Annotated in this window: 20 protein-coding genes; 7 read left to right on the top strand and 13 right to left on the bottom strand. The window is 68.8% G+C overall.

Annotated elements, in window-relative coordinates:
* Positions 1 to 116 precede the first annotated feature (116 nt).
* The 4 genes from V6U90_RS24840 to V6U90_RS24825 all read right to left on the bottom strand — a co-directional run bounded on the left by V6U90_RS24840 (position 117) and on the right by V6U90_RS24825 (position 3,433).
* Complete coding sequence (locus tag V6U90_RS24840) at positions 117 to 917, bottom strand: ABC transporter permease (protein WP_334441273.1); 801 nt, start codon at positions 915 to 917, stop codon at positions 117 to 119.
* A 12-nt stretch (positions 918 to 929) separates the two neighbouring features.
* Complete coding sequence (locus V6U90_RS24835) at positions 930 to 1,682, bottom strand: ABC transporter permease (protein ID WP_334441271.1); 753 nt, start codon at positions 1,680 to 1,682, stop codon at positions 930 to 932.
* Positions 1,683 to 1,717: 35 nt separating this feature from the next.
* Positions 1,718 to 2,725: an ABC transporter ATP-binding protein gene (locus V6U90_RS24830; RefSeq protein WP_334441269.1), complete on the bottom strand. Its 1,008-nt coding sequence runs from the start codon at positions 2,723 to 2,725 to the stop codon at positions 1,718 to 1,720.
* Between the two features lie 159 nt (positions 2,726 to 2,884).
* On the bottom strand, positions 2,885 to 3,433 hold the full coding sequence (locus V6U90_RS24825; RefSeq protein ID WP_334441267.1) for a cupin domain-containing protein: 549 nt from the start codon (positions 3,431 to 3,433) through the stop codon (positions 2,885 to 2,887).
* A gap of 451 nt (positions 3,434 to 3,884) precedes the next feature.
* Here V6U90_RS24825 and V6U90_RS24820 point away from each other — a divergent pair, with 451 nt between their 5' ends.
* From V6U90_RS24820 to V6U90_RS24810, 3 genes are all read left to right on the top strand, one after another.
* Entirely contained in the window at positions 3,885 to 5,027 is a 1,143-nt protein-coding gene (locus V6U90_RS24820) for a serine/threonine protein kinase (RefSeq protein ID WP_334441265.1), read from the top strand.
* A gap of 185 nt (positions 5,028 to 5,212) precedes the next feature.
* Positions 5,213 to 6,073, top strand: a complete 861-nt coding sequence (locus V6U90_RS24815) for a 2OG-Fe(II) oxygenase family protein (RefSeq protein WP_334441263.1) — start codon at positions 5,213 to 5,215, stop codon at positions 6,071 to 6,073.
* A 179-nt stretch (positions 6,074 to 6,252) separates the two neighbouring features.
* Positions 6,253 to 7,698 carry a serine hydrolase domain-containing protein gene (locus V6U90_RS24810; protein WP_334441261.1) on the top strand — a complete coding sequence of 482 codons (1,446 nt, stop codon included), beginning with the start codon at positions 6,253 to 6,255 and terminating at the stop codon, positions 7,696 to 7,698.
* A 9-nt stretch (positions 7,699 to 7,707) separates the two neighbouring features.
* Here the strand turns inward: V6U90_RS24810 and V6U90_RS24805 are convergent, their stop codons facing one another.
* The 5 genes from V6U90_RS24805 to V6U90_RS24785 all read right to left on the bottom strand — a co-directional run bounded on the left by V6U90_RS24805 (position 7,708) and on the right by V6U90_RS24785 (position 13,713).
* Positions 7,708 to 8,538: a hypothetical protein gene (locus V6U90_RS24805; RefSeq protein ID WP_334441259.1), complete on the bottom strand. Its 831-nt coding sequence runs from the start codon at positions 8,536 to 8,538 to the stop codon at positions 7,708 to 7,710.
* A gap of 43 nt (positions 8,539 to 8,581) precedes the next feature.
* The gene (locus V6U90_RS24800; protein ID WP_334441257.1) at positions 8,582 to 10,357 is read right to left on the bottom strand and encodes a non-ribosomal peptide synthetase; all 1,776 of its coding nucleotides are present in this window, start codon (positions 10,355 to 10,357) and stop codon (positions 8,582 to 8,584) included.
* An 85-nt stretch (positions 10,358 to 10,442) separates the two neighbouring features.
* Positions 10,443 to 12,290, bottom strand: a complete 1,848-nt coding sequence (locus tag V6U90_RS24795; RefSeq protein ID WP_334441255.1) for a hypothetical protein — start codon at positions 12,288 to 12,290, stop codon at positions 10,443 to 10,445.
* Between the two features lie 107 nt (positions 12,291 to 12,397).
* The gene (locus tag V6U90_RS24790) at positions 12,398 to 12,655 is read right to left on the bottom strand and encodes a phosphopantetheine-binding protein (protein ID WP_334441253.1); all 258 of its coding nucleotides are present in this window, start codon (positions 12,653 to 12,655) and stop codon (positions 12,398 to 12,400) included.
* The gene (locus V6U90_RS24785; protein ID WP_334441275.1) at positions 12,652 to 13,713 is read right to left on the bottom strand and encodes an aldose epimerase family protein; all 1,062 of its coding nucleotides are present in this window, start codon (positions 13,711 to 13,713) and stop codon (positions 12,652 to 12,654) included. The genes V6U90_RS24790 and V6U90_RS24785 overlap by 4 nt, the downstream gene beginning before the upstream one ends.
* Before the next feature lie 104 nt (positions 13,714 to 13,817).
* Here V6U90_RS24785 and V6U90_RS24780 point away from each other — a divergent pair, with 104 nt between their 5' ends.
* The 4 genes from V6U90_RS24780 to V6U90_RS24765 all read left to right on the top strand — a co-directional run bounded on the left by V6U90_RS24780 (position 13,818) and on the right by V6U90_RS24765 (position 17,306).
* Complete coding sequence (locus V6U90_RS24780) at positions 13,818 to 14,780, top strand: TIGR03560 family F420-dependent LLM class oxidoreductase (RefSeq protein WP_334441251.1); 963 nt, start codon at positions 13,818 to 13,820, stop codon at positions 14,778 to 14,780.
* Between the two features lie 98 nt (positions 14,781 to 14,878).
* Positions 14,879 to 15,148, top strand: coding sequence for a phosphopantetheine-binding protein (locus V6U90_RS24775; protein ID WP_334441248.1), 270 nt, complete (start codon positions 14,879 to 14,881; stop codon positions 15,146 to 15,148).
* Entirely contained in the window at positions 15,145 to 16,647 is a 1,503-nt protein-coding gene (locus V6U90_RS24770; RefSeq protein WP_334441245.1) for an amino acid adenylation domain-containing protein, read from the top strand. The genes V6U90_RS24775 and V6U90_RS24770 overlap by 4 nt, the downstream gene beginning before the upstream one ends.
* An 8-nt stretch (positions 16,648 to 16,655) precedes the next feature.
* Positions 16,656 to 17,306, top strand: a complete 651-nt coding sequence (locus tag V6U90_RS24765; RefSeq protein ID WP_334441243.1) for a Type 1 glutamine amidotransferase-like domain-containing protein — start codon at positions 16,656 to 16,658, stop codon at positions 17,304 to 17,306.
* 14 nt (positions 17,307 to 17,320) lie between these two features.
* Here the strand turns inward: V6U90_RS24765 and V6U90_RS24760 are convergent, their stop codons facing one another.
* The 4 genes from V6U90_RS24760 to V6U90_RS24745 are packed head-to-tail and all read right to left on the bottom strand — an operon-like array spanning position 17,321 to position 22,509.
* The gene (locus V6U90_RS24760; protein WP_334441240.1) at positions 17,321 to 17,842 is read right to left on the bottom strand and encodes a hypothetical protein; all 522 of its coding nucleotides are present in this window, start codon (positions 17,840 to 17,842) and stop codon (positions 17,321 to 17,323) included.
* Between the two features lie 49 nt (positions 17,843 to 17,891).
* The gene (locus V6U90_RS24755; RefSeq protein ID WP_334441237.1) at positions 17,892 to 20,003 is read right to left on the bottom strand and encodes an AMP-binding protein; all 2,112 of its coding nucleotides are present in this window, start codon (positions 20,001 to 20,003) and stop codon (positions 17,892 to 17,894) included.
* A 20-nt stretch (positions 20,004 to 20,023) separates the two neighbouring features.
* Positions 20,024 to 21,385 carry an aldehyde dehydrogenase family protein gene (locus tag V6U90_RS24750; protein WP_334441233.1) on the bottom strand — a complete coding sequence of 454 codons (1,362 nt, stop codon included), beginning with the start codon at positions 21,383 to 21,385 and terminating at the stop codon, positions 20,024 to 20,026.
* Positions 21,382 to 22,509, bottom strand: coding sequence for an SIS domain-containing protein (locus tag V6U90_RS24745; protein ID WP_334441230.1), 1,128 nt, complete (start codon positions 22,507 to 22,509; stop codon positions 21,382 to 21,384). The genes V6U90_RS24750 and V6U90_RS24745 overlap by 4 nt, the downstream gene beginning before the upstream one ends.
* Positions 22,510 to 22,548: the final 39 nt, after the last annotated feature.

Genomic DNA, 22,548 nt, shown 5'->3' with positions numbered 1-22,548 from the left:
TGACCACGACTGCACCCAAACCCCGGCCAGTCAACCCCCGAAGAACTTACGGCGCGGACCACTAAGGTGCGGCACCGGCGGTAGCCGACGCCCGGGTGGACCACGCGCAGGTTGGTCTACATGACGTCCAGCGCACCGCTGCGCCGACTGGCGTACTCGAAGTACCGGAGCAGCAGTACGGCCAGCGCCGTGTGGCAGAGGCCCACCAGTGCCTCCGCACCAATCGCGCCGAGTACCCGATCCGTCGGGGCCGCGCCAGTGACGAGTCGGGCCGCCTCCGCAGCGTGGGTCAGGGGCAGCACGTCGCCGACGCCGACCATCCACGCGGGCAGCACCGACCGTGGCACGTTGGCCCCGGTGAGCAGGAGCATCAGCGTGAAGGTGATGTTCGAGATCAACATCACGTCCCGGAAGCGCAGGCCGACCGCGCCCAGGACCAGCCCGAAGGCGGTGCAGGAGCAGGCGGCCACCAGAACGACCGGGATCAAGAGAAGGACCATCCGGGTGGACAGGTCAAGGCCGAACAGCAGCGCGCCCACGGTCAGCGTGAACGACGCCACGATCAGGCCGTTGAGCACGTACGGCAGACCTCGCCCCAGCCAGAGCGCCAACCGGCTACGGGTGCTCAGCAGTACCGCACCCAGCGTCCCGAACCTACGCTCGTTCGCGATCGCCATGGTGCCGCCGTAGAGGCTCGACATGCTCGCCGCCAGCACGGCGTTGCCGATCACGTAGAAGCGGTCGTCGGCGACGTTCAGTTGGCGACCCAGGTAGACGAAGAAAAGCATCTGTACCAGTGGCGCGCAGAGCAACGTCCCGAGGAACATCGAGGGCGAGGCCCAGTTGAAGAGCGCCCGATACGAGATGATCCCGCCGAACACCACCAGTCGGGCCGTGTTCAGGATGTTTCCGTTCATGATGTCATCGCCTCAGACCAGGGAAAGCGTGGCAGCGGCGCGGGCTCTCCGCTCCACCCAGGCCAGGGCGAAGACCGACAGGACCAGATAGCACCCGCCAACGAGGATCCCGAGACCCATCGGCACCAGCACGTCGGACAGTTCCCGAGCACCATCGGTCGCCAGGTGCAGGGACCGGGCGCTCCACGTCGTGGGGAGCACCGCCGACCAGGGAGTGGTCCAACTCGGCAGGACACTGATCGGCACGAGCATCCCGGAAAGCAGCCAGATCGGGTAGTCGAGGAAGTTGGCCACCGCGTTCGCGTTGCGCATCAGCACGAAGGTCGACGTGAGCAGCAGGCCCATCATCCCGATCGAGAGCACGCAGAGAGGCAGTGAGAGAACGAAGAGCCCGGGATGGGCGAAGGACAACGGTACATCGAACAGGATCACGCCCCACAGCAGGGTGGCCGCCATGGCGTAGGTGCCGACGATCGCGGTCGACAGCGTGATCGGCAGCAACACCAGGACCAGCGGTACCGGCGCGGAGATCAGGGTCTCCAGCGTGCCGAGCGCCCGCTGATTCTGCACCGCACCGCCCGAGCCGAACAGTACCGACGACCAGACCCCCATCAGACCGGCGCCGACCGATGCCTGTAGTAGCTGGTCCGGGCGGTCTGCAGCACGGAACAGGTAGAAGGCCAGGGTCGCGTAGATCAGCGGTGAGGCCACCGCGAGCATGATCTCGATCGGTGACCGCGACATGTACATGACGTGGGTGCGCACACCCACCACGATGAGGCGGACGGCCCTGCCCGGGGTCACATCGGGCCCCGGTCGGTGTCCTCGACGATCGCGACGTAGGCATCCTCGAGCGTGGCGTGGCGGGTCGTGACCCGACCGAGTCGGCGATCGTCCATCATGGCCAGAACCGCACCGGCGATCTCGCGACCACGGCCCATGTGCACGGTGATCATCTGGCCCTGCTCCTGCAACGTCACATTGACCTCACGAACACCGTCGAGCTTGCGGATCTGACGCAACCGTTCCTCGTCGACGTCGGTGGTCTCCACCTCCAGAATCTCACGGTCCTGTACCCGGGACTTGAGCTCGGCGGGGGTGCCGAGTGCCTGGATGGCACCACCCGCGATCACCGCGATCCGGTCACACAGTTCGTCCGCCTCCGCCATGTAGTGCGTCGTCAGGAGCACAGTGGTGCCGTCCGAGGTCAACTCCTGCACCATCCGTCGCAGGTCCCGGGCGGCGACCGGGTCCACCCCGATGGACGGTTCGTCGAGGAACAGGACCTCCGGCTCGTGCAGCAGGCCTCGGGCGATGTGCAACCGCTGCCGCATGCCTCGCGAGTACCCTTCGACCCGGTCGTTCTCCCGGCCGGAGAGCCCGACCCGATCGAGGAGTTCGCTGATGCGTCGGTTCCGCTCGCGCGGATCGACGCCGTACAGCTCGGCGAAGTAGCGCAGGTTGTCCAGGGCGCAGAGGCGGTCGTAAAGGCCCCGGTCGCCGCCGAAGACGTAGCCGATTCGGCGCCGCACCTCACGTGGCTCGTCGACCACATCGTGGCCGAGTACCCGTGCCGTGCCGGCGGTGGGCAGCAGCAGGGTGTTCAGCATCTTGATCGTGGTGGTCTTCCCGGCCCCGTTCGGGCCGAGCAGACCGAAGAGTTCGCCGCGGCCGACATCGAACGTCACGCCCCGGACCGCGGTGACCTCGCCCCGTCGCGGGCGGAGCCAACCGGTCCTGGTCCGGTACGTCCGGCAGAGGTTGTCGGCCTCGATGGCCGGCCCGCCGCCGACGGATGGCGTCTTCAACCGCAACTCCACATCGTTCGTTGATCAGAGGGCCCGGCAGCTACGGGCCTGGTGGGTAACGCCCACAACCGCCGGGCCCAGGGTTGCCACCCGGTGCGGCAGCGTCGTCCGGCGGTCGATCGGGGCTCACCGCCCCACGTGGTGACCAGCCGCCACGTCTCATACCGACCGTGACGCCGCCCGGGCCGGGTCGGTCACCAACGTCATCCGGTCGGGAGATTCGAGCGGCATGTGTGGCACCCCGAAGGCGAGCAGTTCGAAGGGCTCGGTGACAGCGGTGTTCGTCTTAACGCCGTGCGCATAGTCTGCGGGTACGAACACGGTATCACCCGCACCGATTTCGTAGTCGACACCGTCGATGTGAATGAATCCCCGTGACCTCATTACGTACAGAATGTGGGCGCCCGGGTGGGTGTGCAGCTCAAACCGGGCACCGCTCTCCATAATGATGCGGTCCACACCGATCTCGGTGACCCCACCGATCAGCTCGGCACATCCCGGAACACCCACGATGCCCGGCAGGATCGACTTGTCGGAGCTGAGTAGCCGGACCTCCCGGCCGGTCAGGACGTTGCTGATGTGCCGGTTTGGGTCGAACCTCTCGCCGAAATCCATGCTTCCCCCGTCTACGTTGCTCCACGAACACCTGTCGACCCAGGCGGACCCCGATGGGCACAGCACTCCGCGAGAATGGCGCGGCTCGGGCACCGATTGCCTCCGACTTGCGGCCGAGGCGACCGAACAGCACTTCGGTGCGCCGCGAAGCATACACGTCCACTATCGACCGGAGGGTCCCGCAGATAGTGAGCACGGTCGTAGCCAGTAACCCGCGCATAACGGATCGGACCCGGCCCCGACGACTGTTGGTAGCCGAGCGAAAGTTCGGGATCACCTCCTGCTCGCCCTGCGCGCACCTCCGCCTGAGTCAGTGGTCGACCAAGGCAGGATACGTGCTCCCGGCGCTTCGCGTGGCCCCCACCAAACAGCAGGGCTACCGTATAGTCAGCTCCGACGCAGTGCCGCGCCCACCGTCTTCCACATCGGACAGCGGCATGTTGTCAGCCAACTGCCGACGCGCCTCGTGTCCGGTCGCCAAAGGCTGGCGACACACGCCGCAATCTATGGCGGTCTTGACTCGCACGAACCCAACGGAGCTGAGATGAACGACAATGTCCCGGTCGTCAATTCCTGGAACGAGTGGGATCCGCTACGCGAGGTCGTCGTCGGCTCCGCAACAGGCGCCTGCTTCGAACCGACAGAGCCGGGAAACCGTCCACAGCGGCGTGGATCGGCATCAGGAACACCATTTCCGACAGGTCCGAAGCCGTCAGAGGCGACCGAGAAGGCCGACGAAGAACTCGCGGGCCTCGCCGCGCTGTTGCAGTCGCAAGGCGTAACAGTACACCGGCCGGCACCGATGAATTTCGGGCAGAGACTTGAGACGCCAACCTTCTCCGTGGAGAACCAGTACTGCGCGACCTGTCCGCGCGACGTGATGATTACCATCGGGAACGAGATCATCGAGGCGCCGATGTCTCGACGGGCCCGCTACTTCGAGTATCAGGCATACCGCGACATCGTGTACCGGTACTGGAATGCCGACGACCGGGTGAGGTGGACCACCGCGCCGAAGCCTTCGATGTCCGACGCCATGTACCGGTCGGACTTCTGGGACTGGCCGATCGAGCAGCGGCACGCCCGGATGCACTCGTCCGAGTTCTGCGTCACCCAGGACGAGGTCGTGTTCGACGCCGCTGATATGAGCCGCTTCGGCCGCGACATCATGGTCCAGGAGTCGATGACCACGAACCGGGCCGGGATCCGATGGCTCAAACGACATCTGGAGCCGCACGGGTTCCGCATACACCCGGTTCACTTCCCGCTCGACTACTTCCCATCACACATCGACTGCACCTTCGTCCCACTCCGGCCCGGCCTCGTCCTGACGAACCCGGACAGGCCGATCGAGTCGTCCGAGGCGAAGATGTTCCTCGACAACGACTGGGAGCTGGTGGACGCACCACCGCCGGTCCTCTCCAATGACGAAATGCCGCAGTACTGCCAGTCGTCGAAGTGGCTGTCGATGAACGTCTTCAGCATTTCACCGGAGAAGGTGGTCGTGGAGCAACGGGAGACACCGCTGCAGGACATGCTCGACAGGCTCGGATTCGAGGTCTACACGGTCCCGTTCCGTAACGTGTTCGAGTTCGGCGGATCGCTGCACTGCGCCACCTGGGACATCCACCGCGAGGGCACCCGTGAGGACTACTTCCCCACGCTGACACAGAGCCTGCCGGTATGAGTCCGACCGATGCACCGACCGGGGCAGGGGACTGACCGTCGGGCAGGCAGGCCGTGACGTTGACCTGCGCGGCGGAGCAAGCAATTCGACATCGACCGGGGCCCGGATCCGCTTTTGCGGTCGTGCGCCGATGGACGAGCGTCCAGCCACCGAACGAGACACCCGCGAATGGACGGAGAGCCAAGATGGAGATCGGGCTGGTAGATACATCGAGCGATGGTGCGGCCGTCGCGTTCAGCCGGTCGATGCACGACACCGGTTTCGCGGTTCTGGTCAACCACGGCATCGACGGCGCCCTCATCCGGCGCGTCTACGACGAGTGGCTCGACTTCTTCGGTAGCGGCGCGAAGCACTCCTACCGGGCAACCGGCGGTTCCCAGGACGGCTACTTCCCAAGTCTGCCCGAGGACCGCGCGGCGGGACGCGACATCAAGGAGTACTTCCAGATCCGGCCGGACGGCCGGTACCCGAACGAGCTCTCCTCCGCTGCCCAAGACTACTACGAACAGGCTGCCGCGCTCGCGGTACGGCTGCTGGGCTGGCTCGACACGACCACGCCCCGGCCCGCCGTCGCGCACCTGCCGGTACCGCTGGCGGCCATGCTCACCGGCTCGACCGGGTCGACCCTGCGGGTGCAGCACTATCTGCCGATCCCGCCGGACGAACGACCGAACCCGATCCGGGCACTCGCCCACACCGATCTCAACCTGCTCACCGTGCTCCCGTCACCGACCGGGCCGGGCCTGCAGGTGCGCGACGTACGCGGTGAGTGGCACGACGTACCGTGCGACTCGGGCGCGATCATCATCAACGGCGGCGAGATGCTGGAACTCGCGACCCGGCAGCACTATCCCGCCACGGAACACCGGGTGGTCAACTACGACGACGCCCTCCACCGGGGCTCGCGAATGTCTTTACCACTGTTCCTGCATCCCGCTTCGGCAGTGATCCTGGCTGAGGGTTGCACCGCGGCCGACTTCCTGCGGCGCCGCGTGGCGGAGCTACGCGCGATGGGCTGGCGGCCTGTTCCCGGCGGGGACGACTGAATCCGCCGTCAGGCCCCACTGACCGCAACGCGACGGACCTTCGACGGGATGGGTGTACATGGCACGGGAAGCCGGTTTCGCCCTCGGGCGAACGACGCTACGCATGTTCGGGGACCAGGGTCTACCCCGCCTCGGCAGGCCCGGGACCGTTCCCGTCTCGGTGGCTGTCGGTGGTTGAGGTGCGGACGGAGGATGTGGTAGCGGCCGTCGACGTGGCGATGGCGCAGTGGCGCATCGCCGGGGCGACGGTCGTCGTGGTCCGCGATGACGATACGTGGGTCCTGCCCCGGGGTCACCGGGGCGGCGCCGGCTCCCCGCCGACGAGCGCGCACACCGTCTACCCGATGGGCTGCCTGAGCAGGTGCGTCGGCGCCGCCACGGTGGCCCGGCTCGTCCGCGAAGGTGTCACGTCGTGGGACGCCCCGCACCTCGTCGGGGCGATGCCGGCCGGGCCCCCGGACCGGGGGTGCAGCCTGGGCGACCTGATGTCACACTCCTCCGGCATCCCGACGTACACGATCCTGCTCGACGCGGACGCCGTGTCGATCGCCGACATCGCTGCCCATCGTCTGCGGCACCTGACAGCACGCTGGGGACCGGGTACCCGGTACGTCCACTCCGAACTCAGCTACCTGCTGGCCTGTCACCTGGCCAGCGAGTTGGGCGGCCAGGGGTGGCGGAGCATGCTCTCGGCGCTGTTGACCGACGTGGCTGCAAAGGACGCCTACCTGGGCCGCGCACCCGCCCCCGGTGATGCGGCCCGTCCCGCGATCTGGGGCGCCGAGGCGGGCGCCTTCCTGTCCCAGCCCATCGGCACCGCGTCCGCGCTCGCCGAGCCGATCGACGGCCTTTGGCTCAGTGGCTCCGACATGGCGGCGCTGATCCGCTTCTTCCTCACCGGCTGCACCCCGGACCGGGGGAGACTACTCGGTGCCGAACATCTCGACCGGATCCGGCAGTCCCGGATCAAGGTTCCCCGGTTCGCCTCCCCGCACGCGGCCGATGTCGTACCACAGGGGTACGCGCTCGGCTGGCTGGAGGCGTCCCGGCACACGCGCCGGTTGCTCGTGCACAGCGGGACCGCTTCCGGGATGCGTGGACTGGTCGTACTCCTACCGGCCGAACGGGTCGGTGTGGGCGTTTTCTGCAACGTCGACGACCCGCATGTGCCAACCGGACAACCATGCTGCTTCCGATGCGCCGTCGCCTTCGGGCTGGTCGACGCTCTGCTCGACAGGCGGCCATTCGTCGTACCGGAACGCGGGCCCCGACCGGTGGCCCCGACCGGCACCATCGCCGGGACGAGGCCCGAGCCCGATATCTGGCAACGGCTCCGGGGCGACTACGAGCACCCCGGATTCGGTCGGGTGACGTTCGTGGACGACAGTTCCGGACAGGCGACGTTCAGGTACGCCTCGCTGTCCGCCGCAGTGTGCGCGCGTTCGGGTACCCTCGCCGTCGACTGGCCCCCGGGGCAGGCCGCAACCGGCCAGAGCCCGTTGGTGGTGGAAGGGGTCGACGCCGACCATGTCGACCTCCGGATGGAGAGTTCCGTCGCCCCGTTCCGCTTCGTACGTGTACCCGCGCCGTCGGCGGCTCCCGTACGGGCACGACGCGGTCGATGACGCCCCTGCTCAGCGACCCTTCGGGGCAGCCGGTGTGACCGGTGACCGGCGCAGGGTCCGCGCTACGAGCCCGGCGACCTCCGGTAATGCCAGCATCGCACCGCGCTCGACGTCGAACTGGACGGTGTCACCAACCGTTCCGGGCGGTGGCTCGATCCCCCGGGACAGCACCGTCAGGTCCGCAGGCCGGCCGTCACCGCTACCTGCGGCGGCAGCGGAGAGCAGCAGGTACGTAAGGTAGCTGTCGAACCGGGCTGCCAACTTCCCTGCGAGCACCGCAGGCATCTCCATGCGTGTGAACACCGCGTGGACCACCTGGTGGTACTCCTGGTGGAGCGCATGCGCAAGGGCGACCCCCGGATGTCCCCCAAGCTCCAGGGGATCGAGCCGGTCGATGCCTGTCCGGATCTGCGCCAGCTCGTCGGGGGTCACGCCCTTGGACAGCGAACTGACGGCCTGTTCCAGCTCCGCCCGCAGCGTGCCAGCATCGACGTCCTCCGGATCGAACAGCACGAGCGGGGCCGGCGCGGACCCGGGCACCCGTGCTGCGAGCAACCGGGCGGTACCGGCACCGGTGCAGTAGCCGAGAACACCCACCACCGTCAGGCGCTGCTGACCGACGTCCGCCAGGAGTCCGCGAACATGGTCGTGCGCGTCCGGCCCCGGGCCGCTGCGGACCTGCGGCGGCGGAGGAACGGTTTCGAGGACCCAGGCGCCCGGCGGCAGATGGTCGGCCAGACTGTCGAAGCCGGCGCCCGCCCTACCCGGCCCGAAATCGACCGCCAGGACAGCGTCCCTCTCCACGCCCTCCCGGACGACCCGCCAGCACACAGGGGCCACGACACTCATCTCCTCGGCGTTCGGCGGCGGCTGCCACGGCGGCTCAACTTGGGCGGCCGGATTCCCCGACGGCAGGTGTCATGCTCAGGATCGCGTTGAGCGACCGGAAGCGCTCCGGCGTGAAGTCGAACTGCTCGATGTCGACCCCGAACGTCCGGCCCAGCCACGCGACAACCTTCAGCATGCCGATGCTGTCGAGCAACCCGTCGCTGATCAGGTCATGGTCGGCGGTGAGCTGGTCCGCCGTGAGGTCCGGGGCGAACTCCTCGATGATGAACCGGCGGAGCATGGCCAGCTCACCCTGCTCCACCGCCAGGGCGTCCGTAGGCCGGGCCCGCTCCGCCAGCCTGGTCCGGTCGACCTTGCCGGAGGACGTGCGGGGCAGGGACTCGGTCACTATCTCCAGGGTGGTGGGCACCGCCGCCCGGGGCAGGTGCGCGATGCAGTGGCGCCGCAGATCGAGCGAGTTGACCCGACAGCCGTCGGGTAGCCGCACGACCGCGTGCAGCCGACGACCCCCTACCGGATCGACCTCGACCAGCACCGCCGCCTCGTATACCTCCTCGTGTGCCAGCAGAACCTGCTCGACCTGCTGGGTGTTCACCTGAACGCCCCGGACCTTGATCTGGTGGTCGACCCGCCCTTCAAGGGTGCACGTACCGTCCTCGTGCCGCCGGACCAGGTCGCCGCTGCGGAAGTACGTCCGGTCGTCGGCCCCGGCCGGATGGGGGACGAAGCGCTCCGCGTTGCGGGCATCATCGACATATCCGCTGGTCAAAAAGGGAGTGTGCACGTTGAGCTCGCCTACGCCGGCACCCACGAGAACCCGACCGTCCGGACCGACCAGATGGAACTCGACACCTGGCAGCGGTTCACCGAGCGGCATCGGTACGGGCGTCGTCGCCGGATCGGACACCTCGTAGACGAAGCTGTCGTTCGTCTCGGTGCAGCCGTAGATGTTGTGCAGCCGTGCGTTCGGCAGCAATCGCGATAGCTCCACGAGGCAGCCGGCCGGCAGGTGGTCCCCGGAGAACGCGGCGTGCCGGACCTCGGGCAACTGCCGGCCGGTGTCCGCTGTGGCGTCCACCACGAGCTGGTACATCATCGGCACCGCCTGCATCAGGGAAACCCGGTGCGCCGCGATGAGATCGCCCAGATACCGCCCGTCGGTCGAGCGCTCGGGGTCGACGAGCACTACGCATCCACCGAGCGCCAGCGTGGTCCACACGTCCAGCAGGCTCAGGTCGAAGTTGAGTGGCGCATAGCTGAGCACGACCTGGCCGGACCCGAACTCGAAGTAACCGTCCGCCCAGTCAACGAACCGGTCGATCGCACCGACGCTGATCGGGACGACCTTCGGCACGCCGGTGGAGCCTGAGGTGGTCAGCAGAAACGCGACGTCGTCGGGCCGCGGCGGCGGACAGGTACGGGTCGTTCTGGGTACGCCGGGATCATGCTCGACGAGGTGCGTCACCACGTCCGTCGCCACGCCGGGCTGGGTGGCGAGCACCAGCCCGCAGCCCGCCTGCTCGTACACCGCGCGCGCAGTGGCGCTCGGCAGGTCGACGGCGGCGAAGAGGACTGCCCGCCCGCTCATCAGGCAGCCGAGCGCGACTGCGATGGTCCACGGCGACTTGGTCGCCGGTAGCCCCACCGGACTGCGCGCCGCGGCACCGAGCGCGGTGACCTGGGCGCACGCCTGCCGAGCCGAGTCGAGTAGCTGCCCGTACGAGATCTCCCGCCCACGCCAGAGCAGAGCCGGCGCCTTCGGCTGTCGCTGCGCGTGTCCTTCGAGAGCGAAGATCAGTGATGAATGCATGGTTCCCCGTCTGTCCGCGCCGCGCTCGACACGACGCCGTCCGTTCACAGCCGACCGAGTACCGGTGCCGACCCATCGCCGACGGTCATTCGAGACGCATCATTCCCACCGAGGCGATGTGGATGCCATCGAGCAACGCGACGAACACCGTGGTGTGCATCTCCGCCAGGGCCCGGTGGTCGGTCGCGTCGATGCGGAAGCGGAACAGCCGGGATTCGCCCGAACCCAGCGTGCACGCCGCCACCTGTCCCGGGGGAAGGCCGAATATCTTCCGGTTGCTGAATCCGAAACCGACCGCTCCACGCACCACGCGCCCGCTGCCGTTGATGACCTCCCGCTCGATGTGGCCCGGCTGGGCGCGGGACATGTCGAACTCCACCGCACCACGCATGTGCAGGCTCGGGTGGCCGACCTCGGTGGACCACCAGATGTCACCGCACCGTCTGCACTGCACCGTCTGCACGTGCAGGCTGTCGTCGACGTAGTGACGCATGCTGACCCGTACGGCGATGTCCCGCCGGCAGTGCGGACAGGTCCTTGGCTCGGTGGCCACCTCGCGCAGGCCAGGCAGCCCGTGGTCCATGAACTCCCAGCCGTGCGAGTAGATGTGCTCGGTCATCCGATGCACGGCATGATGTTGCAGGTCGGCAACCTGTTCGGCGACGGCTTGGGTGTCCCGGGCGAAGGCGGGGTCCAGCAGGTTCACGGCGAGCCGGCGGATCTCCTGTCGCACCGCGCTCAGGCCCGCCTCGTCGAGCGGCTGGTAGCTGAACCAGCGCAGGTGCTCCAGCCGGGGAAGGACGACACTCTGTAGGTGACGCAACGTTGCGACCGCCTGCTCGTCCATCCGGGGCCGGGTGGTGACCGAGCCCGGGAAGTCCGGCCGCCACCGCAGGATCTGCCCGGGGTCGCCGAAGAGCCCGAACCGGGTCAGCTCGCCCTGGAGTGGGAAGCTCCGCGTACTGAGCCGGTGCACGACCTCGCCCAGTGGCACCTGGTCGGCGAGGGCCGCTTCGAGGGTCCACTGCTCACTGCCCTGCTCCTGGTGCATGCCCAGCACACCAATGACGGCCACGGCCGTACCTTCCAACAGGCCGAGGGTGAGCGAGATCCGGGTGGGAAAGACGTTCGTGCCGGCGTCCGCCGAGCGGCAACTGTGCGTGAACACCAGGGTGGCGTTCATCTCGGTAGCCGGCACCCGCGCGTCCTCGGGGATGTCCGTCCGGAAACAGCCCTCGCCACGCAGGCACGATGTCCGCCGTTGGCCGGGTGCCACCTCCACCGGCGCGACGTTGAGCGGGTCCGAGCGCCCGCAGATGACCGAGTCAAGCAGGCTGGAGCTGCATTCCCTACCCCAGGCGTGCAGCGTCAACAGCTTCACGCGGCGGCGGCGTACCGGTTCGAGCTCCGCCAGGCTGGTCGCGTCGGCGGTCTCGGCGCCCGGAATCAGCGGGTGGGACACCACGAAGACCCGGTCGTCACCGACAGCATGTGCGGTCAGGCTGCGGTAGACCAGACAGATGAGGGCGCTCGGCGTCCGGGCGACGACCAGGCCGACCCTGGCTCCCGTGGCCCCGGGCCACTCACCGAGCCCGTACAGGTCGTCGGCGGCGCCAACCAGCGCCACGAATTCGCCGACACGTCGTCCCAGCTCGGCGAGCACGTCGGCCGGGGCGACGTGCAGGTGGTCACGTCTGGTCGCCGACGCGAGCAGGTGACCGGCGGCGCGGCTGACCGTGTCGCCCGTCGAGACGACCACCCCGGCGCGGACCTCCCCGGGCACCGCCGGGAGCCCCGCCTTACCGAACAGCGCCTGGTACCGCTGCACCTCCGGACCGGTAAGCAGCGGGAACGGCTGCCCAGGTGTCCACTGGTCGGCCCAGCGGAGAAATGCGTTCTCGTCCGGACAGAGCCGGACCGTCACCTCCGACACGGCACTCCCCCCAGGTCCGCGTTGGCCGCTCCCGTACCCGGGGCCGGCCGGTAGAGATCAACGCTGCACAGCATGACCAGATCCGGTTGCGCATTTATGTCCGCAAATTATCGAAGCTGACCGGGAAGCGCTTCGTGGAGCACTTCGCACCTGCCGATCACCGAGGCCAACCTACCGTCCAGCAGAACGTCATCCATGGCCAGTTCGATGCCGAGTGTCTCCTGCACCCGATGAATGAGCATGGCGACCGCAAGCGAGTTTCCCCCGAGAACGAAGAAATTGTCCTCCGGCGATACGTCGTCGATCTCGAGGACCGCACACCATGCCTCGGTGACGACGGCCGTGATATCGGGCACCGGTGTCATCCCCTCACCTGCGGTCCCGGAGCTCCGGCCGTCATGGCACCTGTGTGCCCCACCGAGAACTGGTGGGTGGTCCGGTGGATGTGGACCTCGCCCGGATCCAGTCGGTCGGACGGGAAGTCCGGCCGGTTGGGCGAGTTCGGCCATCCACCGGCCTCCAGACAGATGCCGGCCCGGGGCTGGACGTATCCGTCGCCCGAGTAGACGCCGAGGCCGGGCTGGTCGGTGACGACGCGCATACACCGCCCACTGACCGGATCGGCGAGCTCAGCCGCCCAGTCGCCGCTCTCCGGCACGAAAAGGTTGTCCAGCTTCGTTGCGCCGATCGTCCGTGGCCGACGGAAGTCGAGACCGGCCTCCACGACGTCGGCAGGTGGACCCGCAACCGGCATGAGCTCGGCGTCGAACCGCAGCACCCGGGCGGCGTTGAGCGCCAGGACGTGCCCGTCGACCACGCCGCCTGCCGACAGGTTCCAGAAGGCGTGGTTGGTGAGGGAAACGATGGTGCTGGCGGTGGTCTCGGCCCGGTACTCGAAACTCAGTCGGCCGGAGCCGTCAACCCGATAGGTGGCCTGCACCGTCACCGCACCCGGATAGCCTTGGTCCCCATCCGGGCTGTCCAGTCTCAGGTGCAGGACCAGGTCGTCACCGTCCCGCCCGGCCTCTGCAGCCCAGACCCTCCGGTCGAAGCCCTCCGGACCGCCGTGAACATGGTGCCGGCCGTCGTTACGGTGCAGGTGGTGTTCGACTCCGTCGAGCCGGAACCGGCCATCTGCCACCGATCGGCAGTACCGTCCGACGGTGCAGCCGACATAAGGGTTCCGTGACCGGTCCTCGTAGGCCGACAGATCCGGCAGGCGTAGTACGACATTGTCCGGGTTGCCGTACCGGTCCGGCACGATTACCTGGACCAATGTCGCACCATAGGTCCAAACAGCGATGGCCAGATCCCGACCCGTGTCCAGAAGGTACTCGTCGACCTGCACGGCACCCGCCGAACCCGAAGCTGCAGTTTCGCCAACCGCTGCGCGGCTGATCCTCAATGAGCCCCCCGTATCCATCACGTTGGAGCCATGCTAGACGACATTCCCGGTCCCCGGGGGACGGCCGCGAGCAGATACATTGTCGGAAGCGGTGCACGACCCACGGGGGATGGAGTTGGTCTATGCAAGTGCACGGGAACTCGGTACGCTTCGGCATCCATTCCGGCCAACAGGTCAGCACCTTCGACGAGTCACTCCGAATCTGGACCACGGCCGAGGAACTCGGCTACGACTGGGTGTCCGTCTTCGATCACTACCGGCCTCCGCTCGGTGGGCCGAAGGGGCCGTGCCTGGACGGTCCCACACTGCTCGGAGCACTTGCCGCTCGTACGTCGCGGGTGCGTTGTGCCCTGCTGGTCTCACCGGTGACCTGGCGGAACCCGGCGGTCACCGCGACCATCGCCGCGACCATCGACCAGATCTCGCACGGTCGCCTCGAACTGGGTGTGGGCGCCGGCGGCAGTGACATGGCGTACGCCGAGTACGGCATCGCGTTTCCCCCGGCCCCGACCCGCCTGGAGATGCTGGACGAGTCCTGCCAGATCATCCGGCGGTTGTGGAGCGACGAATCGACGACGTTCGTCGGCCGGCACTACCAGCTCACCGACGCGCACCTGGAGCCCAAGCCGATTCAGCGCCATCTGCCGCTGGTCGTGGGGGGTGAGGGCGAACGCAGATCGCTGCGCATCGTCGCCAGGTACGCGGACATCTGGAACGCGCTGCCCGGCACACCGGACCACTACCGGCACAAGCTCGACGTGCTGGCACGCCACTGTGACGAGGTGGGCCGGGACCCGGCGGACGTCCGCAAGTCGATCACGTTCCGGGTGGTGCTGGACGACACGGGTCCCCGCGCCGTGCGGCGCGCCGAGAGCCAACTGGACCGACTGGGCGCGGACCCGGAGTTGCGGAGCGAGTATCTGTGCTTCGGCACCCCCGAGGAATGTTTCGCCACCCTGCGGCCGTACCTGCGACTGGGTGTCCGGGACTTCCTGCTGGGTGCACGACCGCCGGTCGACTGGCGGACGGTCGAGATGTTCGCCGAACGGGTCGTTCCACTGCTGCGCGCCGAAGCCACCAACTGATCGACGTGACCCAGGGACGACCCCGCCGGGTCGTCCCTGGGTGCCCCTTGCCGGAACGCCCGGCGGATCGTCGGCAGAAAACTACGAAAGGGATGGTCATGACAGGGCGCGTACCCGCTGCGGAGCAGCGGTCGCTCGACGCGGTGACACAGGTCGTCCGCGACGTACTCCAACTCGACTCGGTCAGACCGGACGACGACTTCTTCGCCGTCGGTGGGCATTCGTTGCTCATCCTGCATGTCATCGGCGCACTCCGGACCAGCCACCGGCTCGCCCTGCCGGCGGTGCAGTTCGGCAAGGACGCCCGGCTGTCCGCCCTCGCGGCGGCCTGCCACGAGGTCGGGCCCGACCCCAGCCAGGCGCCGTGACATCACCGCGTAGCGCCTTCTCCGACGTCCCGTCGGCGGTGCGGCACTGGGCGGTCACGACGCCGGGCCGCACCGCGATCGTCGACGATGCCGGGGCGTTGACCTACGGACAGTTGCTACGACGGGCCACCGGAATCCAGACCGCGTTGGCGCGCCTGGGGGCGGGCCGGGGCGTGACGGTTGCCGTCGTGGACCGTCGCGGCGCGGCTCCTCTGGTGTCGACCCTCGGCTGCTGGCTCGGCGGCCAGGTGCCGGTACTCGTCGACGCCGCCCAACCACCGGCGCGGATCCGCACGATGCTACGCGATGCCGGCGCGGTGGCGGTTCTCTCCGACACGACTGACGGGTCGGCCCTCGACCTCCCGGTGCTACGGCCCTCGTCGGAGCCGGACATGGAGGCCCCGGGGGCCGGGCCTGTGCAGGGCGCGGACGCCTACATCATCTACACCTCGGGGTCGAGCGGGCCCCCCAGGGGCGTGCTGGTGGGGCACCGTTCGCTGCGGCTACTGGTCGACTGGCACCTCACGGAGTACGACGTGGATGTCCGTACCCGCGCATCCTCCGTAGCCTCACCGGGATTCGACGCCTTCGTCTGGGAGACCTGGCCGTACCTGTCGGCAGGAGCCTCCGTGCACTTCGCGCCGGACTCAGCGCGTCTCTCGCCGTTCGAACTGTCCAGTTGGTACGTCACCGAGAAGATCGACATCTCCTTCCTACCGACCCCGTTGGCCGAGGCCTACCTGCGGTACGGAACCGACCTGCGGCAACTTCGTTGCCTACTCACCGGCGGCGACCAACTTCGGGTGGCCGGGCCACACGAGCTGCGTCGCTTCGTGAACCACTACGGCCCCACCGAGGCGACCGTCGTCACCACGTACGCCGACGTGCCGTCCACGACGGCGGCGGGCCCCGCACCGATCGGCCGGCCGGTCCCCTCCGCCCGGTTACTCGTCGCCGACCCGGACACCGGCTGCCCCACCCGGGGCGACGTGGGGGAACTGCTGATCGGAGGAGCCTGTCTGGCCCGGGCGTACTGGGCCGACGAGGCGACGACCCGCCGACGTTTTGTCAGCGTCGACGGAAGTCCCGGACGCTGGTACCGCACCGGCGACCTGGTCCGCCGTGACGACGACGGCGACCTGTGGTTTGTCGGCAGGATCGACCGTCAGGTGAAGGTCCGCGGTGTCCGGGTCGAGCCGGCCGAGATCGAGAGTGCGCTGTTGACCCACCCCGGCGTGGCCGACGTGGCGGTCGAGCAGGGCCCGACCGGTGAGCTCACGGCGTTCGTGCAGTCCTGCCTGGACGGTCAGGGCATTACGCTGGACGACGCGCTCAGGGACCATGCCCGCACGGTCCTGCCTGATACGATGATCCCGCGGCACGTCGTCCTGGTCGACTCGTTGCCCCTGACCAGAAACGGCAAGGTGGACCGCGCCGCGCTCCGATCCTTCTTCGAAGCAGCACAGCGCGCCCTTCCAGGCGCCGACCGGGCCCGGTGATCAGATCAATGAAGCTCTACCTGTCATCGTTCCGGCTCGGCAATCAGCCGGAACGCCTTCGGCAGATGGCGGGTACGGCGAAACCGGCCGCCGTCGTGCTGAACGCCTGTGACGGGTTGGACGCCGCCGGCCGTGACCTGCGGCTGCGGCAGGAGATCGAATCGCTGGAGACACTCGGCTTCCGCGCCGAGGAACTCGACCTCCGGCAGTATGCGCACGAGCGGGCGCGTGCGGGCGCCCTTGCCGATGTGCTGAGCCGCTACGGCCTCGTGTGGGTACGGGGCGGCAACGTCTTCGCGCTCCGGCGCATCATGCGGATAAGCGGTTTCGACGGCGCCATCCGTCCACTGCTCGACGAGCGTTCCATCGTCTACGGCGGGTTCAGTGCCGCCGCTGCGGTGGCGGCACCGTCGCTGCGCGGTTGCGAGACCGTCGACGATCCGCACGACGTTCCAGCGGGATACCCGGCCGAGGTGATCTGGGAGGGCCTCGGCCTGCTGCCCTTCGCCTTCGTGCCGCACTACCGATCGGACCACCCGGAGGCCGATCTCGTCGAGCGTTTCGCAGAGCAGTTGCTCGACAGCCACGTACCGTTCGTCGCCCTGCGTGACGGTCAGGTGCTGACGGTCGACGGTGACCGCTTCGAGATCCTCACCTGATGCCCGCCCGCTCCTCACGGGTGGAGATCCTTCTGTAGGTAGATCCGCCTACGCCGGTCGCCTTCGTCGGACAGGATCGGCCCGTACTGGGTGAAACCCACGGTGAACAGCATCTGCAGCGTCGCGGTGAGGTCCGGGTTGGTCTCGGACCTCAGTACGTCCGCCCCGGTGTCGGCAGCGACCTCGATCGCCTTGCGGACGCATCTGAGACCGATGAGGGAACCGTCCGTCTGGAGATCGGGCCGGACCGAGAGCCTCATCAGGTAGACCGCTCGGCGCGCGGGCGGGTAGATCTCGCGTTCCCAGGCCGGGGAGAAGGGCGCTCGCGTCGTCAGGGTGAACGTCGCCGCCGCACGCCCGTTCCGGCGGAGCAGGCGTACCTCTCCGGCCGAGACGAGGCGGTCGGTCGACTCCCGGCGCCGGACCGGTACGGGAGAGCCGTACCGGCCGGTGACATGGGTGTCCGAGGCACACAACAGATCGTGCACCTCATCGACATCGGTGGCACGTTCCCAGGTCCAGTTCTGCACCGTCATCGTCGTCTCTCCGCTCTATCCACCGGTTACCTGATGACTGGCTGACACGTCATTCGACCGCTGCCCAGATGACTCCCCCGAGGTCGTGGCGGCCGGACCGCAACATGCTGAATCCCGGGTTTCCGAACCCGGCGCGGCGCAGCAGGTCGAGCCACTCCGCCCGGGTACGGAACCCGCCCCGGTCCCACCAGCCGTCGAAAGCGCAGAACAGGAAGTCCAACGCCCACGGTGTACCCGTCGCGGTGGTCGGATTGGCACCCTCGGACAGGAAGAGTCGACCACCGCCCGCCAGCAGGCCGCGTAGCCACCGCAGCGTCGCGAGCTTGTCCGCAGCGCAGTGCACCGCGTTCGTACCGAAGATCGTGTCGAAGGTGCCGAGGTCCGCCGGCGGTGGCCGATCGAAGTCGAAGACCACCCCGCGCCCCGGCCAGGAACCTCGCTCCACCAGTTCCGGGGCACCGTCCGACCAGACCAGTTCGCCGGTCACCAGGGGAGCAATCCGGCCGGTGGTGTTACCGACCCCGCTACCGACCTCCAGAACCCGCCCACCGAGGACGCCAGCGGCGGCCAGCGTATCGGCGGCCAGCGCCGCGTAACTACCCATCGGCCATTCCGTCATCAGCCTGCGCCACAGCCCCGGACACGTCCGCATGACATCCTGGCCCGTGCACGAGCCGTCAGCCAGCGCCGGCCAGTGCTCCACCAGGGCGTCCAGGGCGTCGTGTGCGGCGCTGCGGGGACCGGCACCGGGGCGCGTCTCCGGCACTGCCGCGACCGTGGCCAACGCATGAGCGTGGATCCGGCTCGCGCGCGCGTTACGGGGTCGGACCGGATGCCCGACTATCTCCTCGGCAGCCTGCCGGGCGTAGCTGAGCAGGGCGTCATAACGTTGCGCGCTCTCGCCAGCCGCGACCAGCCGCTCTCCCATGGCACGCCGCCGGGGTTTGCCCGTTGAGGTGACCAGGAACTGACCGGTGGCCACCACCGCCGGACGGAACCGGCTGTCCCGACAGAGCCCGGCCAGGTCGGGCCCGTCGTCGGCAGCCAGCACCAGCCCGAATTCCTGACCGAGCCGCTCACTGGGCACGGGCACGGCGGCGAACGACCCGGTCAGCCCAGCCGCCCGCCAGTGCCGCTCGACCTCCAGCGGGTGGTACTTCTCGCCACCCCGGTTGATCACCTCGCTGCGTCTGCCGTTGAGGACCAGCAGACCGTCACGCAGCTCACCGAGATCTCCGGTGCGCAGCCAGCCGTCCGGGGTCACGGCCGCGATGGTCGCCTCCGGGTCCTGCCAGTAGCCGCGCATCCGGTCAGGGGTACGCAGCCACACCTCACCGTCCTCCAACCGCAACGTGGTCTCCGGCAACGGCAGTCCCACCGGTGGGGGATGCGCGACGTACTGCTGGCGGAAGTCGGCGGCGTCCAGCGTGGGCATCACGAAGCTGAAGTTCACCGCCTCCGACAGCCCGTACCCCTGCCGCAGCCGGGGGCCGTACAGCCGGTAGAAGCGGTCCGCCAGGTCACTGGTCAGTGGAGCCGCAGCGGTGATCAGGTACTCAAGGCTCTCCGGCCAGGCGGGCCCCTGCTCAACCAGCTCCTGCAACAGGGCGGGCACGATCGAGGCCGTACGGGCACCGGCCCGGCCGAGTCCGGCGAAGTAGGCCGTGGGCTCGAAGCGCTCGCACAGGACGAGCTGCGCAGCGGTCAGCCGGGTGCCCAACAGCGACATCATCAGGGCGTTGACATGATAGAGCGGCAGGCAGGTGCCATGCGGGCGCGCTGGCGAGAAGCCGTGCAGGGCGGCGACCTTCGCCGCGTTGCCCTCCACCGCCTCGCGGCCCAACATGACGCCTTTGGGACGACCGGTCGAGCCGGAAGTGAACATGATGAAGGCCAATCCTGCCGCCGCCGGATGTTGTGGTTCCCCCGGCACGGCCCGGACCCGGGGCGCCGCCGGAGGTCCGTCCACGATCAGGGACGCTGCCGTCCGGTCCACCACATCGGCCACCTCGTCATCCGTGGCCCGGGGGTGCAGCGGTACGGCGACCAGGCCCCGGTCGAGGCAGGCGCAGAGGAGCGCCGCCAGTTCATGGCAGCTGGGCCAGCGGACCACCACCCGCCCGGGTGCCTCCAGCCGCTGCCAGGCCGGATGCGTCGTCACCGACCCGACCATGGCGGCCGTCAACGTTGCCCCAGCCGAACGGTGATCGTCTTGGGGCGCTGGTACTCGTGCAGTGCCAACGTACTGAGGTCCGTGCCGTGCCCCGATGCGCCCCGCCCGCCGTGCGGCAGCTCGGCGGTCTGTACCAGGTGACAGTTGACCCAGGCCTCACCCGCGTTCAGGTCTCGGGCGACATCCAGCGCGCTGTCCAGTCCGGTGCTCCAGACACTGGCCGCCAAGGCCTGCGGTTGGCTGTTGGCCAGCCGCACCGCCTCGGTCAGGTCGGTGGCGGGCTGCACGGTCAGCACCGGTGCGAAGACCTCCTCCACGACCGCCGGGTCGTCGCCGGGGACATCGGCGAGCACCACGGCGGGACGCCAGAATCCCGTCTCCTCGCCGGACGCGATGACCGGGTCGGCCGGGTCCACCACCCGTCCGTGTGACTGCTTGAGGATGCGGTCGTACCGGTCGGCCTGATCGGCATTGTTGAGCGGACCGAAGTCGCGGCCGGCTCTCCGCTGGGCCATCGCCTCGGCCAGCCCTCGCACCACCTCCTCGTAGTTCTCCCAGAGGGTGATGACCCGGGCCGGTGCGGCGCAGCTCTGTCCCGCGTTGTAGGTGGCAGCGGCCGCGAGTTCCGCGTAGGTCTCCCGAGGTGCGTCCGGTAGTACGACAGCTGGGGCGTTACCGCCGAGTTCGAGACTGACCCGACGGACCCCAGCCCGCCGGGCGACATCCGCCCCGCCGGCCAGGCTGCCGGTGAAGGCGACCGCGTCGACGGCACTCTCCACGAGCAGTCGGCCGGTGTCCCGGTCGCCGGTCACCACGTGCAGCACGTCGGCGCCGAGTATCTCGGCGGCGTACCCGGCCAGCAGTTCCGCAGAATCCGGGGTCGTCTCGGCGGGCTTGGCGACCACCGCGTTGCCGGCGGCCAGGGCAGGTGCACAGCGCCAGGCCAGCATCAACAGGGGGTAGTTCCACGGTACGATCGCCGCCACGACGCCGAGCGGCTCCCACCGCACCCAACTCTCGTGGCCGGCGACGAACTGGCCGGCCGCCGGGCCCGTCGCGGTCCGCACGGCCCACGCGTAGTAGCGAATCAGTTCCACGCTCAGCGCGAACTCCTGCGCCGCCTCGGCCGTTGGCTTGCCCGTCCCCGCCCGCTCCGCGACGAGAAACGCCTCCTCGTGTTGTTCGACCAGGTCAGCCAGCCTGGTGAGCCGTATCGCGCGTTCCTTCGGTGTCAGGGCGGCCCACCGGGTCGCGCCGCTGCGTGCCGCAGCGACGGCCGTGCTGATCTCGGCATGCCGGCCGCACCGCACGCTCCGCCGTACCGCCGCGGTCCGTGGGTCGGTCAACTGGCTGTACGACTCGGGAGTCACCGGTTCACCTCTTCGGATAGGGCACCCACCGCCGGGACGGGCGCTGGGGCAACGGCCGGGCTGCCGCCCGGCAGATCAGTCAGGAACGGCCTCCGGTCGAGGCGCTGGGCCAGGCCGGCGGCCAAAAAGCTGGCAAAGCAGTGGTACACGACCGGCGAGAACTCCTCACGCACCTGTCCCTGCACCGCGAGGACCACCCGGGAATGCCGTGCCAACGACACGTCGTCCCGATCCTGCACGGTGATGACCCGGCGGCCGATACCGGCGGCCCGGGCCGCCAGTGCCTCGGCACGCTGCCGCGACCGGCCCGGCGGGGCGACCACCACCAGTGGGTTGTCGACCGGACGGATGAACCGCTCGACGTGCCACCATTCCTCAAGATCCTGGGCGAAAGCGGGAACTCCGGCGGTCTCCACCAGCTTCGCCGCCGCGAACTGGGCGGTACCGTGACTCGGCCCGGAACCCACCACCGCGGTGACACCCGCAGACAGCTCGCCGACCCCGGCCGCAGCATCCGTCGACAGGGCCTCGTTGGTGGCCGCCAGCACATCCGTCGCAGCCCACAGCTCATCGCGGGCGCGGGCCGTCTCCTGCTCCCCCGCCCCGCCGAGTTCGGCCAGCCGGAGGGCCGTCGACAGGAGTCCCAGCAGGCTGGCCTGGTAGGTCCGGATACCCGGCGAGCGTTCGTCGTCCGGCAACTGCGCCGTGATCCCCGCGTGCGCCACCCGGTCCACCGCGCTGTCGGGTCGGCCCGTGACAGCGAGCGTGCGGCAGCCCGCAGAGCGCGCCCGGGCCAGGGCCTCGACCACCCGCTCCGTACCGCCGGATGCCGACACGCCGATCACCAGATCCGCGGCTGTCATCTGCTCCGGCTCGCTGTACAGCGCGAACCGCTGCGCGCCCACCGGCCGGCACCGCACACCGGCCAGCCTGACAAACGCCAGTTCAGCCGCCCTGCCGGCGTGGTAGGAATCGCCCACGCCGGTCAGGTAGACGTTCCGCACGGCCGGTTCGCCGGACGGCAACACCTCCCGCACCTGCGCCTCGATTGCTGGAAGCAGCGTACGCAGGTCGGCCGGCAGCGCACGCACCTGTCTGAGAACGACATCCGGCTCAAGTGACACGACGGTGTTCTCCTGTTCTCATCGCCGCAGCGTTCCCGC

Source organism: Micromonospora sp. CPCC 206060 (genome assembly GCF_036906895.1).
In the GTDB taxonomy this organism is placed as follows: Bacteria; Actinomycetota; Actinomycetes; order Mycobacteriales; family Micromonosporaceae; genus Micromonospora.
The sequence above is the reverse complement of the archived record's forward strand: the minus strand, read 5'-3'. Positions and strand labels throughout refer to the sequence as shown.